Raw genomic sequence first — 23,898 nt, forward strand, 5'->3', positions numbered from 1 at the left:
CTCCAATTATTCAATCAATAAGTTTACTGACAGAATATAAATAATGTTAGGCAACAGGATTAACCAACTATTTCATTTTTAAAGCAGCAGCTAATTTCAATATTTCCATGAGCATTCCTACATTTACTAAAAGCCCATTCAAAACTCTGATTTCATTTCATAAACTGATTAAAAATTTAGAGGACATTGCTTCTGCCGATGTGGATTATCGGTCGAATTATGCCAAAGCATTACTGAAAGAAGTAGCGCCTTACCCAGAATTCAGAGATGGAATTGATGATTTAAACTTTATAAAAAAACACGAAACTTTAATACACAATTTACTTGCCGATCTCTTCCCTACTGCATTAACACATAACGAAATTAAAGCAATTAGTATTCCATTTCAGAATATCACTTTCAATTATTCAGAAAGATTTAAAAAGATTCTTCAGGATGCAGGAGTGACATTTGATATGGAAATACGTGATTTTGAAGAGGATCAGTTTTACATTTTCAACTGCATTTTGATTTTAAATGCTTATTATCATCAGCATTTTGATTTTAATAAGCCTTTATTCTATGATATTCCAAATGCGTCTGGCATTATAAACCATTACCGTATTTTGTACAATGCCGATTTTATAGAAGTTATCCCAAACCAACATATATCACCACTTTCTCAAAGTGAAATTGATCTTTTGATGGATAATTATGATAACATTACGTTGTGGAAAGAAAAATTCCCTGCGGAAAGCTGGATTCTAAAAGGTTTCGGAATAATTACTCTGATCGATGTTACAAGAGAAAATGCCATATCCAACCTAAAAAGCAACCTTTTAAAAACAGAATCATCACAAACTAACTCAACATTGAGTTTTGAATCTATTTTTAGGTCTATTTTTAAAATTTCGGATTTAAGAATTGGACTGATAATATACAATGAAGAACAGGAAAAATTCACAAACCCATCAAAAGAAGAGAAAGAAATTAAAAGTTTTATCTTGAATGAATTCGAAGAAATAGATTGTAATAACAGCATTTACGGCTGTTCGCTGGAAACTATTTTGGAGAAAAAAAAATCAATGATAATCTCTGATGTTGAACAATTTTCAAAAATTTCCGGAAATGAAATTCTTGGACAGCATTTGCTGGAGCAAAATATAAGGAGCTGTATTTTTGCGCCTGTAACAAAAGGCGAAACCATACTGGGAATTATAGAATTAGTTTCTGCAAAACCTAAGGAACTCAATACTGTAAATGCAACAAATTTAGATTTGGTTCTACCTTATCTGATTGATACAATGGAACGCTATAAAATCGATATGCAGCATCAGATTGAAGCCATTATACAAAGAGAATATACTGCCATTCATTCAAGCGTGTATTGGAAATTCAAACGGGAAGCGCTCAAATATTACCAAACGAACAGTCCCAATAAAGATTATATTTTTAAAGAAATTATATTTAAGGAAGTTTATCCGCTATATGGACAAATTGACATTAAAGGCTCATCCGAACATCGGAATCAAACGGTAAAAGAGGATTTAAGAAACCAATTGTACACGCTTATACAGCTTTTTGAAAACCAAAAAACCAATGAAAGCCTCGTTTTATTGGAACAACGGATATTCGAATTGCAGTCTTTTTATGAAGAACTTGATGCACCGTTAAAAGCCGATACGGAACAACAAATTCAGAATTATATTGAGACTGAAATTCATCCAATTCTGAGAAACACCAAAATGGATGCTGAAAGCGAAACGGTAAGGCAAAACTATTTTGAAAGCCTGGACGAAAAAACAGGAATGTTCTATCATTACCGCAAGAAATTTGACAACACAATGTCTATCATCAATAAAAAACTGGCTGTAATTTTGGATAAAAAACAAATCGAAGCCCAACAAATCTATCCTCATTATTACGAACGTTTTAAAACCGATGGAGTCGAACACAACCTGTACATTGGCGCATCAATTACACCGACAAAACCTTTTGACAACCTTTATCTGCAAAATTTAAGATTATGGCAGCTGCAGACTTTGTGCGAAATGGAAATAGAACACCATCAGCTCAAAGCTACTTTGCCGTATGAATTGGACGTAACATCGCTGATTTTAGTTTTCAGTTCTCCTATTTCAATACGTTTCAGAATGGATGAAAAACGATTTGATGTAGACGGCACCTACAATGCCCGTTACGAAGTGGTCAAAAAACGCATCGATAAAGCCAATATAAAAGGAAGCAAAGAGCGAATCACCCAAAAAGAAAAAATCACGATTGTCTATTCTCATAATTCCGAACAAAACGAATACTTAAAATACATCAAATACCTGCAGCACAAAAAAATATTAGAACCAGCCATTGAACAATTTGAAGTCGAAGAACTTCAAGGAGTATCCGGATTAAGAGCAATCCGGGTAAAAGTAATCAATACCAATCTCAGCAATTACTCACAGGACAATACCCATAATGATTTAGTAAACGAACTGAATTAAAATAAAGAGAGAGCAGTAATATTGGATTTAGACATAAAAAAAAGCCTTTGATTTCAATTGAAGCCAAAGGCAATAACTGCAAAACTCTATTGATTAAATGCTTATATTGTTTTGAAAGCGATTACAAAAGCAATTACAGAGAGTACGATTCCTATCATGAAGATATTATAGGCAATTCGCAATAATCGGTATTTTTTCTCCAAAACGACTCCTAAGTAATACAAGTCCTTAATCATAGAATTATAAAGGTATTCCCTGTCTTTCATCATTTCGTTCATAGCCCATTTATAATCCTCCAAAGGCATTTTGTAAAAATTTCCAAAGAAAAGAAGATTCACTTTTTTGTCTTCAATATCTTTTTTGGTAAAAACGCCTTTAGTTACTTTTGGCCGTGTCGAAAGAATGGCAAAAACAATAGTTATCACACTAGACATCAGCATGATAAATGTAGGGACAACCAGATGGACGTTTTTGGGGCTGTCTAATTTTGGAATCAATGTGGAAAGCGCTATCGAAATAATAATTGCATTTACCGAAAGCAGAATATTGGCCTTACTATCAGCAATACCGCTCAAACGGGTATGGTTGCCCAAAGTAACCCGAAACAATGTGTCAATGCCCCGCTCTGGTTTTTCTTCCTTCCCTTTTGTTTTATCTCCTTTTGGTAAGTTCTGATTCATCTTTTTTATTTTTTTTTGAAGCCGTTTTATGTTTTTTTCCTTTAAAGGCTGCCAATGTTCAATTGCATGCGGCGTATAAAACCGATGAATTTTTGACAAAAAGAATTCATTCTCCTTCATCCATTCCATCTCTGTGAATGATTTTCCTTCAACATTCTCCCACTCTTTTCTCAAACCTTCACAGTTATAAACATAATCATTATCTAGAATATGATAGTAATCAGCATCCTTTATTATTTGTTCCAAAAGCGTTTTAGGCACAAAATCCTTAGCTGTTGCCTTGATTAAACCCGAAACTTTTGCAATATACTCTTCGGATTTTTCTTTTTTTTGTAAAAATTGAGATGCAATTTCAACACTGGAATCTTCGTGGTCTGCACAGCCTTTTGTATAACCTGTATCGTGAAACCATGCCGCTATCAACAAAACTTCTCTATCCGAAGGGGATACTTTTTCCTCATCACATAAGCTGTTCACGGAGTTAACAACACCCGCTGTATGGTTTAAATTATGGTACGTATATAAACCCGAAAGTTTGCTTTCCATTAAATTTGCGACAAAGTCCTGAACCTGATTTACAAAAGCCATACATTAATTTTTATGAGACTAAATTATGAAAATGTTTTCTGTAATTCTAAAACAATAGAATAAATAACTCTCCGTATCTTTCCAGCATAATTATTTTACAAAATATTTATTTAAATAATTAAGACAGACTTATAATCTGTTTGCTTTAGTTATATTTATTTAATGCCTTTGGAAAATTATTAAAAAATGAAATTTTGCTAAATTTTCAAAGCAACAAAATCGTTAATTCACTACTATTAAACACTTTAAATCAAAAGAATGATAGTTGTATTTATTTCAAATTAACTCATTTAAAAACATAAAAAATTATGGGATTGTTTTCAAAAAATTGTTTCATAAAAAGGAATGCTTTCAATTTTGCCGTCATTGTTGTAATACTGACGATGCAGTCTTGTGCCACACATCGTGCTCAGTATGGCAAAAATACCGAAAATGATATCGCTCAAAACACATCGGATACCTCACAAATTGCCCATACCTTTTTCTTGGTTGGCGATACCGGAAATGCTGACGAACAAAAAGCACAGGAAACATTGGCATTACTCCAAAAAAGGTTAGAAAATTCAAATAAAAAAAGTACCTTATTATTTCTTGGCGACAATATTTATCCCAAAGGATTTCCAAGCAGTGTTAATCCAAACGAAGCTGCATCTGCCGAAAATAAACTCACTAATCAGCTGCAATTATCCAAAAACTTCAAAGGAAAAACTATTTTCATTCCCGGAAATCACGACTGGTACAACGGAATTGCCGGATTGGAACGCCAGGCAAAATTTATAACCAATTATCTAAATGACAAAAAAGCTTTTTTACCCCAAAAAAACTGTGGCATCGAAGACTTAAAAATTGACAAAAACTGTACTTTGATCACTATCGACAGCCAGTGGTTTCTAGAAGATTGGGACAAATACCCGACCATAAATGACGATTGCACAATCAAGACCCGTGAAGATTTTTTTGATGAACTGGCAAGTCTGCTGAATAAAAATCAGGACAAAACAGTAATCATTGCCCTTCACCATCCGTTAATGAGCAATGGTTCTCACGGCGGGCAATATTCATTGGATAAAGAACTTTTTCCATTGGAACAAAAAATCCCATTGCCTGGTATTGGTTCTGCGGTTAATCTGATTCGAAAAACATCGGGCATTAATCCCCAGGACATACAAAACAAGGTCTATCTCAATTTTACAAAACGGGTGAAAACACTTTTGCAAAACCAGAGAAATGTTATTGTGGTTTCGGGTCATGATCATAATTTGCAGTATCTGGACAGAAATAATATCAGACAAATCATTAGCGGTGCAGGTTCAAAATCAGAATCAGCAAAGGCTGTAAATCCAACCGATTTTTCATACGGAGGCAATGGCTATGCAACATTGACAGTCTACAGAAACGGCGAGACCAAAGTAGCCTTTTATGGCAATGAAAACCATCAGGAAAAATTGCTTTTGGAACAAACCATTATCAAAGTCCGGGATACAACTGTTCCAAAAAATTTATCGAAACAATTTACCGAAACGACCCGAACCTCCATTTATTCTAATGAAATGACCCAAAAAAGCATCTTTCATAAATTCCTTTTTGGACAGCATTACCGAGAATATTACAGCTTGCCCATTGACGCAAAAACAGCTACATTGGACACGCTTTTTGGCGGTGTCAAACCCACAAGAGAGGGTGGCGGACACCAATCAAAATCATTGCGTCTGGCAGATGCCAACGGAAAAGAATATGTGATGCGTGCCCTGAAAAAAAGCACTTCGCGTTTTCTTCAGTCTGTGGTGTTCAAAGATCAGTTTGTTTTAAATCAGTTTGATGATACGTATGCCGAAGGTTTTCTATTTGATTTTTATACCACCTCCCACCCTTACACTCCCTTGGCTGTTGGGAATCTAGCGGACAAAATTGGGGTAGCTCATACCAATCCAGCTTTATATTATATCCCAAAAGAACCTATTTTGGGAAGCTTCAATTATAATTTTGGCGATGAATTATATCTGGTTGAAGAACAGCTGACCGGCAATCAAAAAGATGTAAAAAGTTTTGGAAAACCATTAGACATTATCAGTACAGATGATGTCATGAAAAATATGCATAAAGATGAAAAATACACCATCGATGAACCTGCTTACATCAAAGCCCGATTGTTTGATATGCTCATTGGTGATTGGGACAGACACAGCGATCAATGGCGCTGGGGCGAATACAAAGAGAACGGAAAAATAGTGTACAAGCCCATTCCGAGAGATAGAGATCAAGCCTTTACTAAATATGACGGGGCATTGCTTTCCCTTTTAATGAATATGCCTGCTTTACGCCATCAGCAAAGTTTCAAAGAAGACATCAAAAATGTAAAATGGCTCAACCGTGAACCATATCCACAAGACATTGCTTTCCTGAAAACTGCTGATGAAAAAGAATGGATTGCACAGGCAAAATACATTCAGGAACATCTTTCGGATGCCGATATTGACGGTGCTTTTGTTAATTTACCCAAAGAAGTTCAGGACGGAACGATTGAAGACATTAAACGTAAATTAAAAATTCGGAAAACCAAACTTCAGGACTATGCCAAAGAATATTTCCGGGTTCTGCAGAAAACAGTTTTGATTGTCGGAACAGACAAAAAGGACAAATTTACCATTACCCATACTTCACCAAATCATACTGAAATAGCAGTTTACAGGCTTAAAAACAGTGGTGATGAATTGCTTTACACTAAAAATTTTACTGCCGATAAAACCAAAAATATTTGGATTTATGGTCTGGATGACGACGATGTGTTTGAAGTAAAAGGAGATTATAAATCATCGATAATAATACGATTAATAGGCGGTCAAAATAAAGATTCCTATACAGTTGAAAACGGCCAAAAAATAAAAATATATGATTTTAAATCCAAACCGAACGGTTATACTTTAGATCCTAAAACCAAAACCTTTTTGACAGATGATTACGAGCCTAATTTTTACAATTATGAAAAAATAAAATACAATGCTTTTTCAGGGTTTCCATTTGGAGGCTACAATCCGGACGATGGCATAAAACTAGGTTTCGTTGCCACTTACACTGTCAATAAATTCAATCAGTATCCATACACCCAAAGGCACGTGCTGAAAGCGAATTACTTGTTTGCCACGAGTGGTTATGAGTTCACGTATAATGGTTATTTTCCGAAAACTATCGGTAAATGGGATTTTGATTTAGAGTCTAAATTCACAAGCCCGAACTTCACCATCAATTATTTTGGTTACGGAAATGAAACCGTAAACAATGACAAGGTTAATGGAATGGATTACAACAGAGTCCGCCTGAGAACGCTAAATGCAGCACCCTCAATTAAAAAAATAGGGCGCTATGGAAGTGAAGTTAATTTTGCTGCAACTTTCGAAAAAATAAGAGTCGAAGAAACTACCGACCGCTATATCAATATTCCAGGGACAGTAAACCCAAGTGTTTTTGATAATCAACAATATGCTGGAGTTATGGCCAAATACAGTTTTGAAAATTATGATCTTCCCTCGCTTCCTACTATGGGATTTGGATTTTCGGTGGCGGGAAGCTGGAAAATGAATGTTCAGGAAACGAAAGTTAATTTTCCGGCATTGGATGCAAAAATTAATTTCAATCATAAAATTGATGCAAATGGGCTGCTCGTTTTGGCTACAATTCTAAAATCAAAAGTATTGTTTAATAATAATTTCGAGTTTTATCAAGGGGCGACTTTGGGTGGTGATTATAATTTGAGAGGTTTCAGAAACGAAAGATTCTTAGGGAAATCTTCTTTCTACCAAAGCACTGATCTACGCTGGAATATCGGAAAAATTAAAAAAAGTGTCATACCAATGTCCTACGGAATTTTAGGAGGTTATGATTACGGAAGAGTTTGGCTCGATGGCGAGGACTCCCGCAAATGGCATCAGTCCATTGGTGGCGGAATATGGATAAACGGTCTCAATGTAATTACCGGGCGAATTACCTATTTCAAAGGTACCGATGATCGAGCCAGAGTTGCTTTTGGTTTAGGGTATGGATTTTAGTTTTGAAAGAGTCCCTTCATAAACGTTTCCTCCAATTTTATTGGTCTTTTCATCAGCAATAATGAGGATTTCATTGTTCTTAAAACAAACTGCTTCCTTTTGGGAAAAATGATTTAATTTCAATTGTGACTGGTTTCCTTTTAGAAAATCATCACCTTTAAAATTCTCTAACAAAACGATTTTATCATGGGTTAAAAGAACCACTTTGGAAGCATCCGGACTTATCGCAGCACTAGTAATGGCACAATGGTTATAATTATCGCAGGTTTTTAATTTCCCTATTAAAACCGCTTTGTGAAAACCCGCTTTATTTGGAACTTTATACACTAAAACTGTGCCGTCAAAACCTTTGCTTCGGTTTTTGGTAAAGAGATAAAAGTTGTTTTTATATTCAAAAAAACCTTCTACATCAAAGAATAATTTAGTTTTTTTTGGAGGGAATGCTGTCTGTTCTGGATACGAGAACGAAATTTTATAAGCTGGAATGGCATTTTCTTTCTCTAATGAATTTTTATCTATTTTATAGATGCATAAATCTTTTCGAACATTGTCATTGTTGCCAAAATCACCTATATACAGATTTCCTGCTTTATCTTTTGTGATGTCTTCCCAATCTATATTTGAGGTGTTTTCTATAGTTATCGTTTTATCAACAGCACCATCTAAGACTCTTAATCCATAGATTTTATTAGCATTACCGCTGTCTTCCAAAGTCCAAAATAAATTACCCTTTTCGGAATAAACAATCCCTGAAATTTCTTTTAGTTTTTTAGGCAAACTATAAAGTTTTGTCAGCGTCCCAGAACTATTTTGACAAGCTAATAAAATGAAAACGGCTGTAATCGAAATATAATTTTTCATAGATTTCTTGAATAGACACAAAAATAACTTATAATCTCTTACCATTTTTATATCAGTGATAATTTTAAAAAACAAAACCCATTCCTTTCGGTTTGGGCTTCTGCTTAAATTTTAGTCTTACAGCTCGATTGATTTTTTGTAATGAATTTGTTGTTTTTTCTCTTAATTGACACCAACAACTGCTTTCAATTCCATATACTTTTCAAGGGTTTTAAAGTTATGTCCCTTATCTTTCATGGATTTAATAAAAGCAGGAGAAACTCCCATTGATTTTGCGCCGATAACATTATCTATATTCAAATCATTAAAACCTAAAGCTTTGTATTCATTTATTAAATCTGGAGTTATATTCTGTGATTTCAAGGCAAACAAGTCATCAGGCTTAATATTTTTATAACCTATCTTTTCAAATTCACCTATATATTTTGGAGTAATATTTAAAGATTTCAAAGCCATAAGATCATCAGGTTTGAGATTGGTATAACCTACCTTTTCAAATTCATCGATATATGCTGGAGTAATATTTAAAGATTTAAAAGCCATAAGATCATCAGGTTTGAGATTGTTATAACCTACCTTTTCAAACTCACTGATATATGCTGGAGTAATATTTAAAGATTTAAAAGCCATAAGATCATCGTTCGAAAGATCATTATATCCCATTTTTTTAAACGAATCAATAAATGCCGCATCGATATTCAAAGACTTAAATGCAATGATATTGTCCCCTGTTTCATCATCATGATTGCCATTAGTCGAATTATGAAAATCAGTAATAAATTTGCCATTAATACCTTGAGATTTCAATGCAATAATATTATCCGCGGTAATATTATTGTAGCCCGCTTGGCGTATTTCATCTATAAAAGCTTTATCAATGCCCATTGATTTAAAAGGAATCAAATCGTCCAAATCAAAATTAGGAATACCAGCCTGCTTGATCGAATTAATATACTCCTCATTGGCATCCAAAGAAACCAACGGAATCAATTGATCTTTGTCAATATTTTTGTATCCGTTTTTCTTCAGCATTTTTACATACGAAACTTTCACGTTTACCATAAAGAAAACCATAATATCAGTTTCATCTGCAACGGTAACACCTTCTTGAGCCATTGCTGCGCTGAATTTTTTGTCAGCAGTAAATTTATAAGTTCCCATTCCGTTGTTCCCTTCAAATTTTCCTTCAAAATTCATGGTTCCTGCTTCGCGCGTCAATGTAAACTCACCTTTCACGTCCTTTGTAAGTCCTTTTAATTCACTCAACTGAAAAGTAGTTGACGAATTATTTTCCTCACCGCTTCTAAATTGAATATTTACAGTATTCCCTTTGATAACAGCAAACCAGCTACCTTCTGTTTCCATTCCATTCTGAGTGTTTGACTGCTCTTTAGGCTCTTCATTTAAATTTAAAGTTTGTCCTTGCGCTGCCGGCTGATTAAAAAGACAGACGAACAAAATCAATAAAGGCAACAGGAAAAAATATTTCCAAGTTGTGTGAACGCTTGATTTTTTTGAATTCATCATAATGATTCGTTTTTTGATTAATGATTGATTATAATTAGTTGTAAGACTCAACGGAAAATGGGGCGCTGCTACTTTGAGCAGGCTAAACTGATAACTCTCTTTTTCAACAGTGTCCTGCTGCAGCATTTCATTATCAGTCAAAAATTCAAGATTGCTCTCCAATGCTTTTCTCCATTGCCATGCAAAAGGATTAAACCACTGAAAAATAAGAACAACCTCCGAAAGTAAAAGGTCAATAGTATGCTTTTGCTCAATATGAATTTTTTCATGCTGCAAAATCTGGGTATACGTTTCCCACTCGTATTTCTCTGGGTTAATGAAAATATTATTGGCAAATGAACAAGGAGCTTTATCGCCGGTTATTTCGACAATTCGGAATTTCCCGTCCTGAATCGCCGATAACGAATACGCCCTATAGAATAGCACACAAGCCTGCACCAAAAAATTAAGCGCAAATATCAGTACGCCAAACCAATACAAATAAACCAGCCATTGCAGCAACATCTCTACATCAAATGTCTGTTTTGTCTGTTCAACAATGACTTCCTGCACTGGCGGTGATTTTAGTTCGATCGCCTGACTTTTGTCAACAGCCGCTTTCGCCAAAGGAATGTGATTTTCCACAGCAACTTTCCTTAACGACAATTGCTGAGGAACTGGAAGCAATGGCAGAATAAAAGCCAAAATCATGCAGCCAAGCAAGACAAACCTGTTTAAATGAAAGAAAGTTTCTTTCTGCAAAAGCAGTTTATAAAATGCAAGACAAGCAGAAAGAATAAGCGCTGTGTACAAAATATAAGGTATCATACTTTATCTTTTTTAATGATATTTACAATTTCATCTAGTTCATTTTCGGTAAGCTTTTGCTCTTTTGCAAAAAAAGCAAGCATTCTAGGATACGAATTATCAAAATACTGGCTAACGATATCCTTCAGTGCAAACTGCTGATACTCTTCCCTGCTGATAACCGGAAAAAAGCAATGCATATTCCCTGTCGTTTCATGATTCAGAAACCCTTTTTCCTCAAGTATCTTCACAATTGTCGCCACACTGTTATAATGCGGTTTTGGGTCTGGCAGCAATGGAATTATATCCCTAATAAAGGCTTTGTTCAAATCCCAAAAGACCTGCATAATCTGTTCTTCTCGTTTAGCTAGTTTTATCATAGTCAGAAATATTTCAACAAATATAACTACTAATTAATTAGTAGCAAAACTAATTAATTAATATTTTAACTAATTTTTTAGTGGAGATACTAATTTATTAATAATACAGCCAAATAATTAAGTTTAAAAGTAGGCTGCCAAAACAGGCTATTCACTGCAAGTCCGCAGTCATCGCCCAAAAAAACATAAACCCAGAACGAGCTTCCGCTGGTCGCTGTTTTAAGTTTTGTTTTTTAAGGGCGCTGACTTTGCGGGCTTTCCGTTGCTATCCTTGGCAGAATGCGGGAACAACCATCAGCTTCAGTTTTTCTATTTTGACATTCTTCGAAATCGAAAGCCTTTTTAATAATTTGCAAGATTAACTTACTATATTTGAAAAATAATAAAGCGAAACAATCCTTTGCCAATCATTCCAAAAAAAGATGCATATACGAAAGATTAGTTTCGTGTGTATACAAGTTAATAGGCAAGTGTAAAAAGGAAGCAGCATAATTGATCATTATGTAGACTGACTTGTAATTTTTTTTATAAAATATATGAATGACAGTTTTCAATATAGATTGACAAAAGATAAGAAGAGTGAAATAGCTCAAAATCTAATCGATATTTTGCAAAAAGATGCGAATATAACTGAACAAACTAGGAAATTTATTTACGATTGGATTACTACTGGGGCAGAGGGAAAAACTAAAGCTTTTTTTGATGTATGGGATATTGTTTTAAAAAACTACCTACCAACAACAAGACCGATTTTATTTCGTGCGTGCGAAAGAATCAGTAAAAAGGGTAAAATAGCAAGTTTTACCGGACGATTAGAATGTACAAGAAAAATTAGTAAAGGCAGAGGTTCTATAATAATATGCGATACTAAAGAACAACTCGAATTTGATAAAGAATTTTCTAAGGCTGGTGAGTATAAACATACATTTTATCCCCTTGTTAGTATTTTAATAAAAGCCAGAGATTCTGGAGGATGTGGATTCTCTGAATCTTTTTTGAATGATTACATAGGTGAAGACGAATACATTATGAGAATTAACTTAGGGAATATGTACAGCTTTAGATGGATGAAAAATGAATAATTTAAAATAATACCCCCACTGGTGCTCGTCTGCGACGAGTACCTACTTAAATTAGAATGCAAATCGTAGCGTTTGCAACGAGGCTAACTAAAACGAAAACAACTTAAAATCTATCCCCTAAAAGAAAAATGTCTGAGAAATACAAAGTTATCGATAGTACAGTACCTACTTTTATCACTATAACAATTGTAGATTGGGTAGATTTATTGATACGTCCTGTTTATTGTAACATCTTGGATGAATCCTTAAATTATTGCATAAAAGAAAAAGGACTTAGCGTGCATGCTTATGTGTACATGACAAGTCATATTCATTTAATTGTAACTGCATTTGATGGCGAACTGCAAAATGTTATTCGGGATTTTAAAAAATTCACATCAAAAAAGCTAATAGAAGCTATCAAAGAACATCCAGAGAGCCGGAGAGAATGGCTTTTACGGAAATTTAGTTTTGAAGCTCAAAAATCAGGGAGAGCCAAAAATTACAAATTATGGCAAGATGGTTTTCATCCAGTGATATTAGATACTTTAGAAAAAATAGAACAACGTGTAAACTACATACATTATAACCCCATTGAAGCCGAAATTGTTTTTCATGAAAGAGATTTTGTAAACAGCAGTTATAGAAATTACGAAAAAGATAATATTGTTTTTTGCAATGTAAACGTAGAGCCTTTATGGTAGCCAATTATATGAGCCGCGTTGCAAACGCTTTATTTAGTCTATAAAAGTAAGTAGGGTAAACAAAAAACAGAAAGAATTTACAAAAATATATAACTACATATCGTTATATCTCGATATGTAGTCATATATTTGCAATATGGATATTATAGAAATAAATAAGGTATTATCAAACCAAGTACGGATTGATATGCTAAATTGGCTTAAAAAACCGGAAGAGAACTTTCCAAAACAGGTAAATGTTCCAAATTTTGATGATGGTGTCTGTGTCTGTCATATACAGAATAAAACAGGACTATCACAATCTACCGTATCACATTACTTAACGATGCTGCAAAAAGCCAATTTACTAATTGCCACCAGACACGGGAAATGGACTTATTATAGAAGAAACGAAAATGAAATTTTAAAATACATACAGACATTGTCTAATGAGCTTTAATTTTTTCACTCCAAACATCGCAGCCTGATATTCGATATCCTTTTCAATAGACATAATTTTCAGTCGCTAAACTTGATTTAAAAACACTAAAAAAAATTATTTAATAACCATGGAACAAGATTTACTAAGATTAGGAGCCAGCGCTTTAAGAAAAGCAGCTATAAATGAGCAAGCGAAAGAGTATATTCTTTCAAATGAAATTCTATTCAAAACGATAAAAAAAGCTGCTGATCGATATATAGGCGGTGAAACACTAGAAGAAACAATTAGCAAAGTCAAAGAGCAAAACAAGGAAGGATTTAAAAGTTCTATAGAGTTCATGGGCGAAAACACCCTCACTGAAAAAGAAGCTTTAGAAGCTACGAATGAATTCATCAAAATAGCACAAGAAATTAAAACCCAAAAGCTGAATTCTACTTTTTCTCTTGATCTCTCCCATATTGGATTGTCAATATCAAAAGATTTATGCCTCAATAATTTAAATTCAATATGTCAGGAAGCCGAAAAAGATAACATAGAAGTAACCATTAGCGCGGAAAATGTCGAAATAACTGATGCCATTCTTGACATATACAAAACGGCATCAAAGAAATATCAGAATACTTCAATTACGCTTCAAGCCTACTTGCATAGATCTAAAGATGATTTTGAAGAATTAATTAAAGAAAACGGAAGAATAAGAATAGTAAAAGGCGCATTTGAAACTCCTCCTCATCTTTCCATCCCAAGAAGCCCACTCCTCAACGAAAGATATTTATATTATGTAGATCAATTATTATCAAGAAATCACAGCTGCGCTATTGCTACGCATCATGATCTAATACAAAAAGAAGCTGTTGCGCTAATTCAAAATTATAAAACCAGCAAAGATTTATATGAGTTTGAAAGTTTATATGGGATTCAAAATGAACAATTAAGGATTTTAAAAGAGCAAGGCCATCCAGCAAAATTATACTTTGTATATGGCAAAGAATGGTATCTATACTTATGCAATAGAATCGCAGAGTATCCATTGAATATATTTCAGGCATTAAATGATATAGTCAGCTAACATTTTGTTTTCACAAAGAAGCTTATAGTATAAAAGCATCCCCTTTTATAAATTATCTGCAACGTTTATCAATCTAAATTTCATGAGATAAAACCATCTCTAATACACTATAAATAATTCAATATCAATATTATACAACACTATTTTGCAACAAGCACCAGAGAATTATTTAACTGAAAATACACTCTACGAGTCAAAAATTAATAAAAAATTAGAGCAAGTAACTGCCATTTCAATAGTTAATGTTACACTTTTCATATTTTTGCAAGAATAAAGAAACCGTAAAGTCCCAAAAACAAAATATTTAAAATCAAATTCTCTTAGAATATTAAATAAAAAAAGATGACCAAAATTGCTTTAATAACAGGTGCAACTTCAGGAATAGGAAAAGCTACGGCAGTTAAATTTGCTGAAAATGGGTATAATTTAATTTTGTGCGGACGCCGTGCAGAGAAACTGGAAGAATTGAAAAATGCATTGTCCAAAACTGTAAAAACACACAGTTTAGTGTTTGATGTCCGCAATAGAAAAGAAGTTGAACTTCAGATGAATTCTTTACCTAATGAATGGAAAAACATTGACATTTTGGTAAATAGTGCCGGTAATGCCCACGGACTCTCTACAATCCAAAATGGCGATATTGACGATTGGGATGCAATGATTGACGGAAACGTAAAAGGATTATTATATGTTTCAAGAGCTATAATTCCGCAAATGGTAGAGAGGAAAAAAGGGCATATCATCAATTTAAGTTCGGTTGCCGGAAAACAAACCTATGCAAATGGAGCCGTTTATTGTGCATCAAAAAAAGCAGTAGAGGCAATAAGCGAAGGGATGCGGCTTGACTTAACCGAACACGGAATTAAAATAACCAATATTGCACCAGGTGCCGTTGCAACCGAATTTTCAGAAGTTAGATTTAAAGGAGATAAAGAAAAAGCTCAAAAAGTCTATGAAGGCTACGACCCATTATTAGCGGAAGATATCGCAGATTTCATTTCTTATGCCGTCAGCGCTCCCGACAGAGTCACCATTGCTGATGTAACAATATATTCCAAATCTCAATCTGCACCGACTACAATTTATAAAAAATAATAACCTGTTGTTATAATGATTCACAAGCGATAACTGAGTGTAAAAAACATAATAATTTCTAATAATTATATAACAGTTTATCTCCTAATTTTAATCATTTTCACATAAAAGAAATATTTATGAAAAAATTGATTATAGTGTTCGGAATCATTGCGCTTACGCTGGTATCATGTAAAAATGGAGATGAAAATAATGCTGATAAAAAAACAGCCGTTAGAAAAAAAGTCCCCGTTCGGAAAGAACCTAAAAATGTTTCCTATACTTTAGAAAGCGCTAAAGAATGGCTGAAAAAAAATAAAAGCAAACAGAATCTGAAAATTTCCTTGGCAGTAAACAGAACCGATAAGGAAAATTTTGCCAAAATGGATTCTGTTATTATTCCAACAGATCTTAGCGGTGACATTGTATTTTATCTGCCTTTTCCGCTGCAGGTTGATTTTTTGCAGAATGTTGATAAAATCATTTTATTCTCATACCCTACTCAGGCTTTTGCTGTTTACGAAAATGGAATTTTAATACGCACAGGTCCAACCAATATGGGAAAAGCAAAGGATCCAACGCCAACAGGATTATTTTTCACGAATTGGAAAGCCGAAGAAACAACCAGTACATTTAATGATGAGTGGGAATTAAAATGGAATTTCAACATTGAAAACAAAAAAGGTGTCGGATTTCATCAATACGAACTGCCTGGCTATCCAGCATCGCATTCCTGTATGAGATTACAGGAAAAAGATGCTAAATTTTTATATGAATGGGCAGATCAATGGGTTTTGGCCGACGATGAAAATGTAAAATTCAAAGGAACTCCCGTAGTTGTTTTTGGAAGTTATGATTTTGATGCCCCCAAACCTTGGTTACAGCTTATTAAAAACCCAAAAGCTTTAGCTATTCCTGAAAGCGAAATTAAAGAAATCATTATGCCTTATTTAAGCACTATCTTAAAAGAGCAGGAAAAAAGAAAAAAAACTTAATTCATATTGATTTACAATTCAGAACATGCAGTAACAAAAACTCAGTACAATTTTAACCGCAAAGCCCGCAAGGAATTTCGCAATGTCCGCAAAGCTTTGCAAACTCTTTGCGTTTATAAGTAAAGCATATTTTCTTTGCACACCTTGCAGTTAAACTCAAGTTAACGAACAAAAAAAGAAGCTGTTCAATAAAAAAATTCGAACAGCTTCTTTAATATTTTATGACTATCCGTAACTAATACCAAACAGATAGAATTAGCCACAGATTAAAAAGATTTACACAGATTTTTTCAAAAAGTGTAATGAAATCTATGAGAATCAGTGTAATCAGTGGCAAAAAAAATACATAGTACCCTTTGCGGACAGTCATATAATATTTAATTGATTTCTCTACTATCTTAACTGTGTTGTATCCACTCTTGACGGTGTCTCTTTCCCGCTGATAATAGTCGAAGAACTCAAAGCTATAGATTTAATAATTTCGGTCATGTTATCAATATCTAATGTTTCAAATTCATCATCGGCAGTATGATAATTTGGTTCACTATCCATTTTTGAAGTCGAGATCGTATGTGCCGGAACTCCCAATTTTGCCAAAGTAGCATTATCAGAACGATAAAATAATTCCTGTTCCGGATATGGATCGGAATAAAACTTAAAATTAGTTTTCTCTAAATTTTTCTGCAATATCTGCCCCATATTCGATTTTTCAAATCCAGTTATGTATGCTGAATTTTTTCCCCACTTGGATTCTGTACCAATCATTTCTAAATTGAACATGGCAATTACTTTGTCTGCTGAAAGCTGCTTGGAGAAATATTTAGCTCCAAAACCTCCTAATTCTTCAGCAACAAAAGTGGTAAAAATAATAGTGCGTTCGTTATTATTCAGTTTTTTGAAATAATTAGCCAGCATAATTACTGCCGTACTTCCCGCTGCATCATCATTGGCACCGTTATAAATAGAATCGGATGCAGGGTGTGGCATTCCTTCTTCTGGAGAGCCTACGCCCAAATGATCGTAGTGTCCGGAAAAGATAACATATTCATCTGGTTTGCTTTTCCCTGGCAATACTCCCACTACATTATTGAGCGCTTTTTTGGTAATGGTATTGGATAATTCAATAGAAAAAGAGGCTGCTTCCGAAACGCCAAAAACAAACAGAACAGTATTAGTTCCAGGATCAGAAGTGATTCTGTCAATATGCTGAATATTAGGCAGCACATTATTAAATGAAGCATCAACTAATACCAAATAATTTTTTGAACTCTTATAATACTCATTGAATTTCTTTCCGATATTATCTCCTTTACTGATTTTGACAACAGTAATATCACTTTTCTCAGTCAAAGAAACTTGGGGCTGATAAGAGAAAGTAACCGCTTGATTATTATTGATTACCTTTCCGTCAATAATTATCTTGGACGAAATAGCCTTAGATACAGTCATAGAAAACTCCTGTCTAAAATTAGCCGCTCCCATAAACGGCTGCAACCCCGCTTTTTTGAATTCCGATTCTATAAAGGCAGATGCTTTATCAATTCCTGGAGTAAAAGTTCTTCTCCCCTGCATATCATCTGCAGAAAGCACTTTTTCAATTCGAGACACTTCAGCAGTGCCTATGATTTTATCAATTGATTGCCCGTAAGTACTAAAACACAGACTTAAAACAAATAAACTTACAATACTTTTTTTCATATTTTACTTTTATAGATAACAGCTTAGCCTAACCAAAAGTATGTTATTTATTTGTAAAATAATACTGTAAATATGATTTTTTAAATAGAAATACTATAGAAAAAAACAAATCATTAAGAATACTTTAAAAATTATGCTCCAATAAAAGGTGGTAATAAAGCGACTGTATCGTTGCTTTTTAAAATTTGATTTGAGAATTTATCAATTATTTTTTGATTAACTGCTACGCTAAAAGGAAACTGATTGAGTTCATATTTTCTTTCCAGCTCAGTTAATAATTGGCTTAATCTCAAACCTGAAAAATAGATTTTTTCACCGCGGCGTCTTGTGCGTGCTACAAGAGCGCCAAAATATTTTATCTTAATCATATCACTTCATCTAGATTTTGCAAAATAAATTCCTCCTCCCAAAAAGAATCAAAAACCAATTCTTCTTCCATATACGAAGTCAGTTTTGAAGCATTTTTAACTACTTCACCAATTATGATGATAGCGGGAGAAGCAATTTGGTTCTCTTTTACTAATGCTGTAATTGTGCTGATAGTTCCAATAACTTTCTTTTGAGTTGCTTTAGTTCCGTTTTGTATAATCGCGATAGGCAGATCATCGGTTCTATTGTTTTGATACAAAGCGACAATTTCATCGAGCTTATTCATTCCCATCAGAATGACAACCGTAGCCGAAGATTGTGAAGCCAAAGTTACATCTTTGGACAATTTATGCTCCGAAGTAGTTCCTGTTATTACCCAAAAACTCTCGGCAACTTTTCTTTGCGTTAAGCTAATTCCGTTGGAAGCAGGCACTCCCATTGCTGAGGAGATTCCAGGAACTATAGCTGTTTCTATTCCAAATTGATGGGCAAAATCTATTTCTTCGCTTCCTCTTCCAAAAACGAAAGGATCTCCCCCTTTCAAACGAACCACATGACCATACTTTTTGGCCATTACCACAATAAGATCATTAATTTGATCTTGGGTGTAGGCATGACATCCAAAACGTTTTCCTACAAATATAATTTCAGCTTGCGGAGCATACTGCAATAGCTCTTCATTAACCAATGCATCATACAAAACAACATCTGCACTTTCTAATGCTTTAACCGCTTTCAAAGTAATCAATTCTACATCACCTGGCCCTGCTCCTACTATTGTCAATTTTGGTTTATTTGTTGCTATCATGATTCAAAGTATAAAGGTTCAACTTTTGATTAACTAAGTATAAATACTTATACAAATATAAGTATTTTTTCTAATAACAATCTGTAAAACTCAAAATAATGAAAAAATTAACTCATTTGAAAGAAAACAATTATAGTCAATTGAAAATCAATCGTTTTAGTTAACAAGTACTATAGATTACAATACAAAAGAGTCATAAAGCATAAAACTTTAAGACTCTTTTACGTTAAAAGTGTACATTCTCAAACTTATGATTCTTAGGGAATTTAAATCCTAAACAAGCTTATTTAAAATCATTTAAAGCTTTCTCAATAATAATAAGACATTCCTGAATTTGAGCTTCAGTAATTACTAAAGGTGGAGCAAAACGTATTTTATTGCCGTGAGTTGGTTTTGCCAATAATCCGTAATCTCTGAAACGAAGACAAATATCCCAAGCCAAATCCGAGTCCTCGCCACTGTTGATCACAATTGCATTAAGCAATCCTTTTCCTCGAACTAATTCTATTAATGGATTGCGCTGTGCAATTTCATTAAGCCCTTTTCTTAAAATCAAACCTAATTTTTGTGCATTTTCAGATAAATTTTCTTCACGAACCACTTCAAGAGCTGCAACGGCAACTGCTGCAGCAATAGGATTTCCTCCAAAAGTAGATCCATGCTGTCCTGGCTTGATGACATTCATAATTTCATTATTAGCCAAAACTGCCGATACTGGATAAACGCCGCCTGAAATAGCTTTCCCCAAAATCAAAATATCTGGTTGTACATTTTCATGATGCACCGCTAATAATTTACCGGTTCTGGCAATCCCTGTCTGAACCTCATCAGCAATAAACAATACATTATGCGCTTCGCAAAGTGCTTTGGCTTTCGCCAAATATCCTTCGCTGGGAACATAAACTCCGGCTTCACCCTGAATAGGCTCTACCAAAAAACCAGCGATATTAGCTGATGATTTCAAGACATTTTCTAGAGCCTCAATATCATCATAAGGTATTTTTATAAATCCTTCGGTAAAAGGACCGAAGTTTTTTCGAGCGCTTTCGTCATTCGAAAAAGAAATAATAGTAGTTGTTCTTCCATGAAAATTTCCCTCACATACAATAACCTGAGCTTGATTTTCGGGAATTCCTTTTACTTCATACGACCATTTTCTGCATAACTTCAAAGCTGTCTCAACCGCTTCGGCTCCTGTATTCATCGGAAGGACTTTATCAAAACCAAAATATTTGGTTATATACTCTTCATAAACACCTAATTGGTCATTATAAAACGCACGTGAGGTTAAAGTCAATTTTTGAGCTTGTTCTACCATTGCGCCAACAATTTTTGGATGACAATGACCTTGGTTTACCGCTGAATAAGCAGATAAGAAATCAAAATATTTTTTCCCGTCAACATCCCATACAAAAACACCTTCTCCTTTATCCAAAACAACCGGTAACGGATGATAATTATGAGCGCCGTATTTATTCTCTTTTTCAATTAAAACTTCCGATTTTGAAGAAAGTGATTGTGCTGTATGTTCCATTGTCTATGATTTTATTAAAATACCCATACAAAAGTAGCAAATGTTTTTTATTCACCAAATAAAAAGCTAAATTTGACTTTTATAACTACAATTTTTAAAAAATATAATTTATTTATAACAAAAATAAGTCATGTTGTTATTTTAATACTCCCAAAGACTCACAACAAGAAAAACAAATAAAAAACAATTACTTTTATCCCAAAAAAAAGTGATTTTAACTTTAAAAAAACAGAATATGGACATTTTAGATGAATTTGACATCAATATCATAAAAGAATTGGAAAAAGACGGAAGAATGGCTTTTTCTGCGATAGCTAATAATCTCAAAATTTCAAATACAATGGTGCATCAGCGCATCAACCGATTAATAGAACAAGGAATCATATCAGGAATCAAGCCCGTTTTGAACGAAAAAAAGATAGGCTACGACTGGGGAACTTTTACCGGAATTACTTTAAAGAAAGACCAAGACTCAGCCAAAGTTATCGAAGCCTTAAAACAGATTCCCGAAATAACCGAATGCTATTACATCACTGGTTCTTTTACTCTTTATATAAAAATGATAGCTAAAGACCATGAACACATGAGAAGGCTGCTTTACGAAAAAATCGACTCTATTCCTGGAATTTCCAAAACGGAATCACTAATAGAATTGGGCTGTGCTTTCAAACGGAATATCAGTTTATAGACGCTTAAATAAAAACATAATTATTCCATTTTATTCTCACAATAACCTTGAAAGAAGTATTTTTCAAGGTTTTTTTTATATCAATTATTTATTAGATATTTGCAAAAAACGGAGCCATGAAAAACTTAAAATTTATAGTTACAGCAATTATTTTGACTGCTGTCCAAGTATTTGGACAATTAAAAACGGTACAATACAAAGATGGAAATCAGATTTTAAATGGCTTTAAAATCAATCCTTCAAAGAAAAGCACACAAAAACCCGGCATCTTAATTTTACCTGCTTGGAAAGGAATTGATAAACTATCAAAAGACACTGCAGAGAGTCTTTCAAAATTAGGCTATTATGTATTCATAGCCGATATTTACGGAGAAGGAAATTATCCAAAAGACAATGCCGAAGCAGGAAAAATCGCTGGATTTTACAAAAAAGATTTTGCAGCTTATCAAAAACGGATTTCGATAGCCCTGGAGCAGCTTATTGACGCTGGAGCTAATCCGGACAATATTGTCATTATTGGTTATTGTTTTGGAGGAACCGGAGCGCTTGAAGCAGCTCGAGGTCATCTGAATGCAAAAGGAATTGTTTCTTTTCATGGCGGTTTAGGCAAAGATACTGCAAGACCTACAGAACCTATTACTGCAAAGGTCTTAGTTTGTCATGGCGCAGACGATCCATACGAATCAAAAGAAGAAATTACCACTTTTCAGCAAGAAATGCGTGACGCAAAAGCCGACTGGCAAATGATTTATTATGCCAATGCCGTTCATTCGTTCACCAATCCAGAGTCGGGCACTGATAATTCAAAAGGCGCCGCATATAACGAAAAAGCGGCCAAAAGATCCTTCGAACATTTTAAACTGTTCTTAGATGAAGTATTAAAAAAATAATAAATTAAACATTAAAAAACCTTATATATTAAATGAAAAAAGCCTTAACTCTATTTGTATTTATAACAGCACTGCATTGTTTCTCACAAAAAAAAGCGGTTAACAATGATGTCCTAACAAAATTCATGAATACCATAACAGCCGAAAAATTAAAAACAAAGCTTTACATTATTGCTTCCGATGAAATGGAAGGCCGTGATACTGGATCCAAAGGACAAAAAAAAGCTGGAAAATACCTCATCGACCAATACAAAAAAAGTAAAATATCGTATCCCAAAGGAGTCCGCAGTTATTACCAATCTATTCCTGCAGCCTACTTAAATGCTAAAAACGATGAAAACCTGCCCGATTCAGAGAACATTTGGGCTTATATTGAAGGTTCTGAAAAACCAGACGAAGTATTAGTTATTTCGGCACATTACGACCATGTAGGCGTAAAAAATGGAGATATCTATAACGGTGCCGATGATGATGGCTCTGGAACAGTTGCAGTTCTTCAAATAGCTGAAGCTTTCCAAAAAGCAAAAAAAGAAGGACATGGTCCAAAACGCTCTATATTATTCCTGCATGTAACCGGCGAAGAACACGGCTTGCACGGATCACGTTTTTACTCTGAACATCCATTATTCCCAATCGCAAACACAGTAGCCGATATTAATATTGATATGATAGGCCGCCGTGATTTTGACCATCCCGACACTAATAATTATGTATATGTAATTGGAGCCGACAGATTGTCCAGCGATTTACACAACATTACCGTTGCGCAAAATGACAAATACACTCATTTAGACTTGGATTTTAAATTCAATGATCCAAAAGATCCTAATCACTTTTATGAGCGTTCTGACCACTATAACTTTGCCAAATTTGGTATTCCTGCTGTATTTCTTTTTAATGGTGTACATGCCGATTATCACGAAAAAACGGACGAGGTTGATAAAATTGAATTTGATGCCTTGGCAAAAAGAACACAGCTGGCATTTGTAATTGCATGGGATTTAGCCAACAGGCCTGAAAGAATTACAGTTGATAAACTGACAAAATAATATTTAGCAAAAAGAGAGCTTCGAAGAAATTTGAAGCTCTCTTTTTTACGGCATATTTTCCAAAAAAAATCATCGAATCAAAACAATATCAATATATTTGGCAATTATAAAGCATTGCTTAATATCTGTTTAGACAAGGCCAATAATAAAACAAAATATTGAAAATTCTTACTGGCTATTGTCGTCAAAAGAATTA

Annotated in this window: 19 protein-coding genes; 11 read left to right on the forward strand and 8 right to left on the reverse strand. The window is 34.0% G+C overall.

Features of this window, described 5'->3' with window-relative positions; all coding sequences use genetic code 11:
- Positions 1 to 107: 107 nt before the first annotated feature.
- On the forward strand, positions 108 to 2,477 hold the full coding sequence (locus CLU83_RS09295; RefSeq protein WP_100431345.1) for a GAF domain-containing protein: 2,370 nt from the start codon (positions 108 to 110) through the stop codon (positions 2,475 to 2,477).
- A 101-nt stretch (positions 2,478 to 2,578) separates the two neighbouring features.
- Here the strand turns inward: CLU83_RS09295 and CLU83_RS09300 are convergent, their stop codons facing one another.
- Positions 2,579 to 3,745, reverse strand: a complete 1,167-nt coding sequence (locus CLU83_RS09300; protein ID WP_100431346.1) for a Pycsar system effector family protein — start codon at positions 3,743 to 3,745, stop codon at positions 2,579 to 2,581.
- A 308-nt stretch (positions 3,746 to 4,053) separates the two neighbouring features.
- Here CLU83_RS09300 and CLU83_RS09305 point away from each other — a divergent pair, with 308 nt between their 5' ends.
- Positions 4,054 to 7,788 carry a metallophosphoesterase gene (locus CLU83_RS09305; RefSeq protein WP_100431347.1) on the forward strand — a complete coding sequence of 1,245 codons (3,735 nt, stop codon included), beginning with the start codon at positions 4,054 to 4,056 and terminating at the stop codon, positions 7,786 to 7,788.
- Here CLU83_RS09305 and CLU83_RS09310 read toward each other — a convergent pair.
- The 3 genes from CLU83_RS09310 to CLU83_RS09320 all read right to left on the reverse strand — a co-directional run bounded on the left by CLU83_RS09310 (position 7,771) and on the right by CLU83_RS09320 (position 11,342).
- Positions 7,771 to 8,649: a hypothetical protein gene (locus CLU83_RS09310; RefSeq protein ID WP_100431348.1), complete on the reverse strand. Its 879-nt coding sequence runs from the start codon at positions 8,647 to 8,649 to the stop codon at positions 7,771 to 7,773. The two genes, CLU83_RS09305 and CLU83_RS09310, sit on opposite strands and share 18 nt — an antisense overlap.
- A gap of 162 nt (positions 8,650 to 8,811) precedes the next feature.
- On the reverse strand, positions 8,812 to 10,983 hold the full coding sequence (locus tag CLU83_RS09315; RefSeq protein ID WP_100431349.1) for a M56 family metallopeptidase: 2,172 nt from the start codon (positions 10,981 to 10,983) through the stop codon (positions 8,812 to 8,814).
- On the reverse strand, positions 10,980 to 11,342 hold the full coding sequence (locus tag CLU83_RS09320; protein WP_100431350.1) for a BlaI/MecI/CopY family transcriptional regulator: 363 nt from the start codon (positions 11,340 to 11,342) through the stop codon (positions 10,980 to 10,982). The genes CLU83_RS09315 and CLU83_RS09320 overlap by 4 nt, the downstream gene beginning before the upstream one ends.
- 536 nt (positions 11,343 to 11,878) lie before the next feature.
- Here CLU83_RS09320 and CLU83_RS09325 point away from each other — a divergent pair.
- The 6 genes from CLU83_RS09325 (at position 11,879) to CLU83_RS09350 (ending at position 16,666) form a co-directional block, all read left to right on the forward strand.
- Positions 11,879 to 12,424 carry a hypothetical protein gene (locus tag CLU83_RS09325; RefSeq protein ID WP_198512275.1) on the forward strand — a complete coding sequence of 182 codons (546 nt, stop codon included), beginning with the start codon at positions 11,879 to 11,881 and terminating at the stop codon, positions 12,422 to 12,424.
- A 128-nt stretch (positions 12,425 to 12,552) separates the two neighbouring features.
- The gene (locus CLU83_RS09330; protein WP_100431351.1) at positions 12,553 to 13,107 is read left to right on the forward strand and encodes a transposase; all 555 of its coding nucleotides are present in this window, start codon (positions 12,553 to 12,555) and stop codon (positions 13,105 to 13,107) included.
- 136 nt (positions 13,108 to 13,243) lie between these two features.
- Positions 13,244 to 13,546, forward strand: coding sequence for a helix-turn-helix transcriptional regulator (locus tag CLU83_RS09335; RefSeq protein ID WP_100431352.1), 303 nt, complete (start codon positions 13,244 to 13,246; stop codon positions 13,544 to 13,546).
- A gap of 109 nt (positions 13,547 to 13,655) precedes the next feature.
- Complete coding sequence (locus tag CLU83_RS09340; RefSeq protein ID WP_100431353.1) at positions 13,656 to 14,597, forward strand: proline dehydrogenase family protein; 942 nt, start codon at positions 13,656 to 13,658, stop codon at positions 14,595 to 14,597.
- A gap of 342 nt (positions 14,598 to 14,939) precedes the next feature.
- Positions 14,940 to 15,692, forward strand: a complete 753-nt coding sequence (locus CLU83_RS09345) for an SDR family NAD(P)-dependent oxidoreductase (RefSeq protein WP_100431354.1) — start codon at positions 14,940 to 14,942, stop codon at positions 15,690 to 15,692.
- Between the two features lie 119 nt (positions 15,693 to 15,811).
- Positions 15,812 to 16,666 (forward strand): L,D-transpeptidase, encoded by an 855-nt coding sequence (locus tag CLU83_RS09350; protein WP_100431355.1) that lies wholly within the window; start codon positions 15,812 to 15,814, stop codon positions 16,664 to 16,666.
- A gap of 393 nt (positions 16,667 to 17,059) precedes the next feature.
- Here CLU83_RS09350 and CLU83_RS09355 read toward each other — a convergent pair whose 3' ends face one another.
- From CLU83_RS09355 to rocD, 4 genes are all read right to left on the reverse strand, one after another.
- Positions 17,060 to 18,364, reverse strand: a complete 1,305-nt coding sequence (locus CLU83_RS09355) for a M28 family peptidase (RefSeq protein ID WP_100431356.1) — start codon at positions 18,362 to 18,364, stop codon at positions 17,060 to 17,062.
- Positions 18,365 to 18,495: 131 nt separating this feature from the next.
- Entirely contained in the window at positions 18,496 to 18,732 is a 237-nt protein-coding gene (locus CLU83_RS09360; RefSeq protein WP_100431357.1) for a MoaD/ThiS family protein, read from the reverse strand.
- Positions 18,729 to 19,541, reverse strand: coding sequence for a uroporphyrinogen-III C-methyltransferase (gene cobA, locus CLU83_RS09365; protein WP_100431358.1), 813 nt, complete (start codon positions 19,539 to 19,541; stop codon positions 18,729 to 18,731). The genes CLU83_RS09360 and cobA overlap by 4 nt, the downstream gene beginning before the upstream one ends.
- 283 nt (positions 19,542 to 19,824) lie before the next feature.
- The gene (gene rocD, locus CLU83_RS09370) at positions 19,825 to 21,075 is read right to left on the reverse strand and encodes an ornithine--oxo-acid transaminase (RefSeq protein WP_100431359.1); all 1,251 of its coding nucleotides are present in this window, start codon (positions 21,073 to 21,075) and stop codon (positions 19,825 to 19,827) included.
- Between the two features lie 235 nt (positions 21,076 to 21,310).
- Between rocD and CLU83_RS09375 the strand changes: the two genes are divergently transcribed.
- From CLU83_RS09375 to CLU83_RS09385, 3 genes are all read left to right on the forward strand, one after another.
- The gene (locus CLU83_RS09375) at positions 21,311 to 21,763 is read left to right on the forward strand and encodes an Lrp/AsnC family transcriptional regulator (RefSeq protein WP_100431360.1); all 453 of its coding nucleotides are present in this window, start codon (positions 21,311 to 21,313) and stop codon (positions 21,761 to 21,763) included.
- A gap of 116 nt (positions 21,764 to 21,879) precedes the next feature.
- Positions 21,880 to 22,653 (forward strand): dienelactone hydrolase family protein, encoded by a 774-nt coding sequence (locus CLU83_RS09380; protein WP_100431361.1) that lies wholly within the window; start codon positions 21,880 to 21,882, stop codon positions 22,651 to 22,653.
- 32 nt (positions 22,654 to 22,685) lie between these two features.
- Positions 22,686 to 23,702 carry a M28 family peptidase gene (locus tag CLU83_RS09385; RefSeq protein ID WP_100431362.1) on the forward strand — a complete coding sequence of 339 codons (1,017 nt, stop codon included), beginning with the start codon at positions 22,686 to 22,688 and terminating at the stop codon, positions 23,700 to 23,702.
- The last annotated feature ends 196 nt before the right edge of the window (positions 23,703 to 23,898 follow it).

The organism is Flavobacterium sp. 1 (assembly GCF_002797935.1).
Taxonomy (GTDB): domain Bacteria; phylum Bacteroidota; class Bacteroidia; order Flavobacteriales; family Flavobacteriaceae; genus Flavobacterium.

Excerpts from the sequence above, each read along its gene's own strand:
- CLU83_RS09385 (WP_100431362.1), top strand. The coding sequence starts at position 22,686 with ATGAAAAAAGCCTTAACTCTATTTGTATTTATAACAGCACTGCATTGT.
- CLU83_RS09330 (WP_100431351.1), top strand. The coding sequence starts at position 12,553 with ATGTCTGAGAAATACAAAGTTATCGATAGTACAGTACCTACTTTTATC.
- CLU83_RS09320 (WP_100431350.1), bottom strand. The coding sequence starts at position 11,342 with ATGATAAAACTAGCTAAACGAGAAGAACAGATTATGCAGGTCTTTTGG.
- CLU83_RS09350 (WP_100431355.1), top strand. The coding sequence starts at position 15,812 with ATGAAAAAATTGATTATAGTGTTCGGAATCATTGCGCTTACGCTGGTA.
- CLU83_RS09300 (WP_100431346.1), bottom strand. The coding sequence starts at position 3,745 with ATGGCTTTTGTAAATCAGGTTCAGGACTTTGTCGCAAATTTAATGGAA.
- cobA (WP_100431358.1), bottom strand. The coding sequence starts at position 19,541 with ATGATAGCAACAAATAAACCAAAATTGACAATAGTAGGAGCAGGGCCA.
- CLU83_RS09380 (WP_100431361.1), top strand. The coding sequence starts at position 21,880 with ATGAAAAACTTAAAATTTATAGTTACAGCAATTATTTTGACTGCTGTC.
- CLU83_RS09335 (WP_100431352.1), top strand. The coding sequence starts at position 13,244 with ATGGATATTATAGAAATAAATAAGGTATTATCAAACCAAGTACGGATT.
- CLU83_RS09345 (WP_100431354.1), top strand. The coding sequence starts at position 14,940 with ATGACCAAAATTGCTTTAATAACAGGTGCAACTTCAGGAATAGGAAAA.
- CLU83_RS09310 (WP_100431348.1), bottom strand. The coding sequence starts at position 8,649 with ATGAAAAATTATATTTCGATTACAGCCGTTTTCATTTTATTAGCTTGT.
- CLU83_RS09360 (WP_100431357.1), bottom strand. The coding sequence starts at position 18,732 with ATGATTAAGATAAAATATTTTGGCGCTCTTGTAGCACGCACAAGACGC.
- CLU83_RS09325 (WP_198512275.1), top strand. The coding sequence starts at position 11,879 with ATGAATGACAGTTTTCAATATAGATTGACAAAAGATAAGAAGAGTGAA.
- CLU83_RS09315 (WP_100431349.1), bottom strand. The coding sequence starts at position 10,983 with ATGATACCTTATATTTTGTACACAGCGCTTATTCTTTCTGCTTGTCTT.
- CLU83_RS09355 (WP_100431356.1), bottom strand. The coding sequence starts at position 18,364 with ATGAAAAAAAGTATTGTAAGTTTATTTGTTTTAAGTCTGTGTTTTAGT.
- rocD (WP_100431359.1), bottom strand. The coding sequence starts at position 21,075 with ATGGAACATACAGCACAATCACTTTCTTCAAAATCGGAAGTTTTAATT.
- CLU83_RS09375 (WP_100431360.1), top strand. The coding sequence starts at position 21,311 with ATGGACATTTTAGATGAATTTGACATCAATATCATAAAAGAATTGGAA.
- CLU83_RS09305 (WP_100431347.1), top strand. The coding sequence starts at position 4,054 with ATGGGATTGTTTTCAAAAAATTGTTTCATAAAAAGGAATGCTTTCAAT.
- CLU83_RS09340 (WP_100431353.1), top strand. The coding sequence starts at position 13,656 with ATGGAACAAGATTTACTAAGATTAGGAGCCAGCGCTTTAAGAAAAGCA.
- CLU83_RS09295 (WP_100431345.1), top strand. The coding sequence starts at position 108 with ATGAGCATTCCTACATTTACTAAAAGCCCATTCAAAACTCTGATTTCA.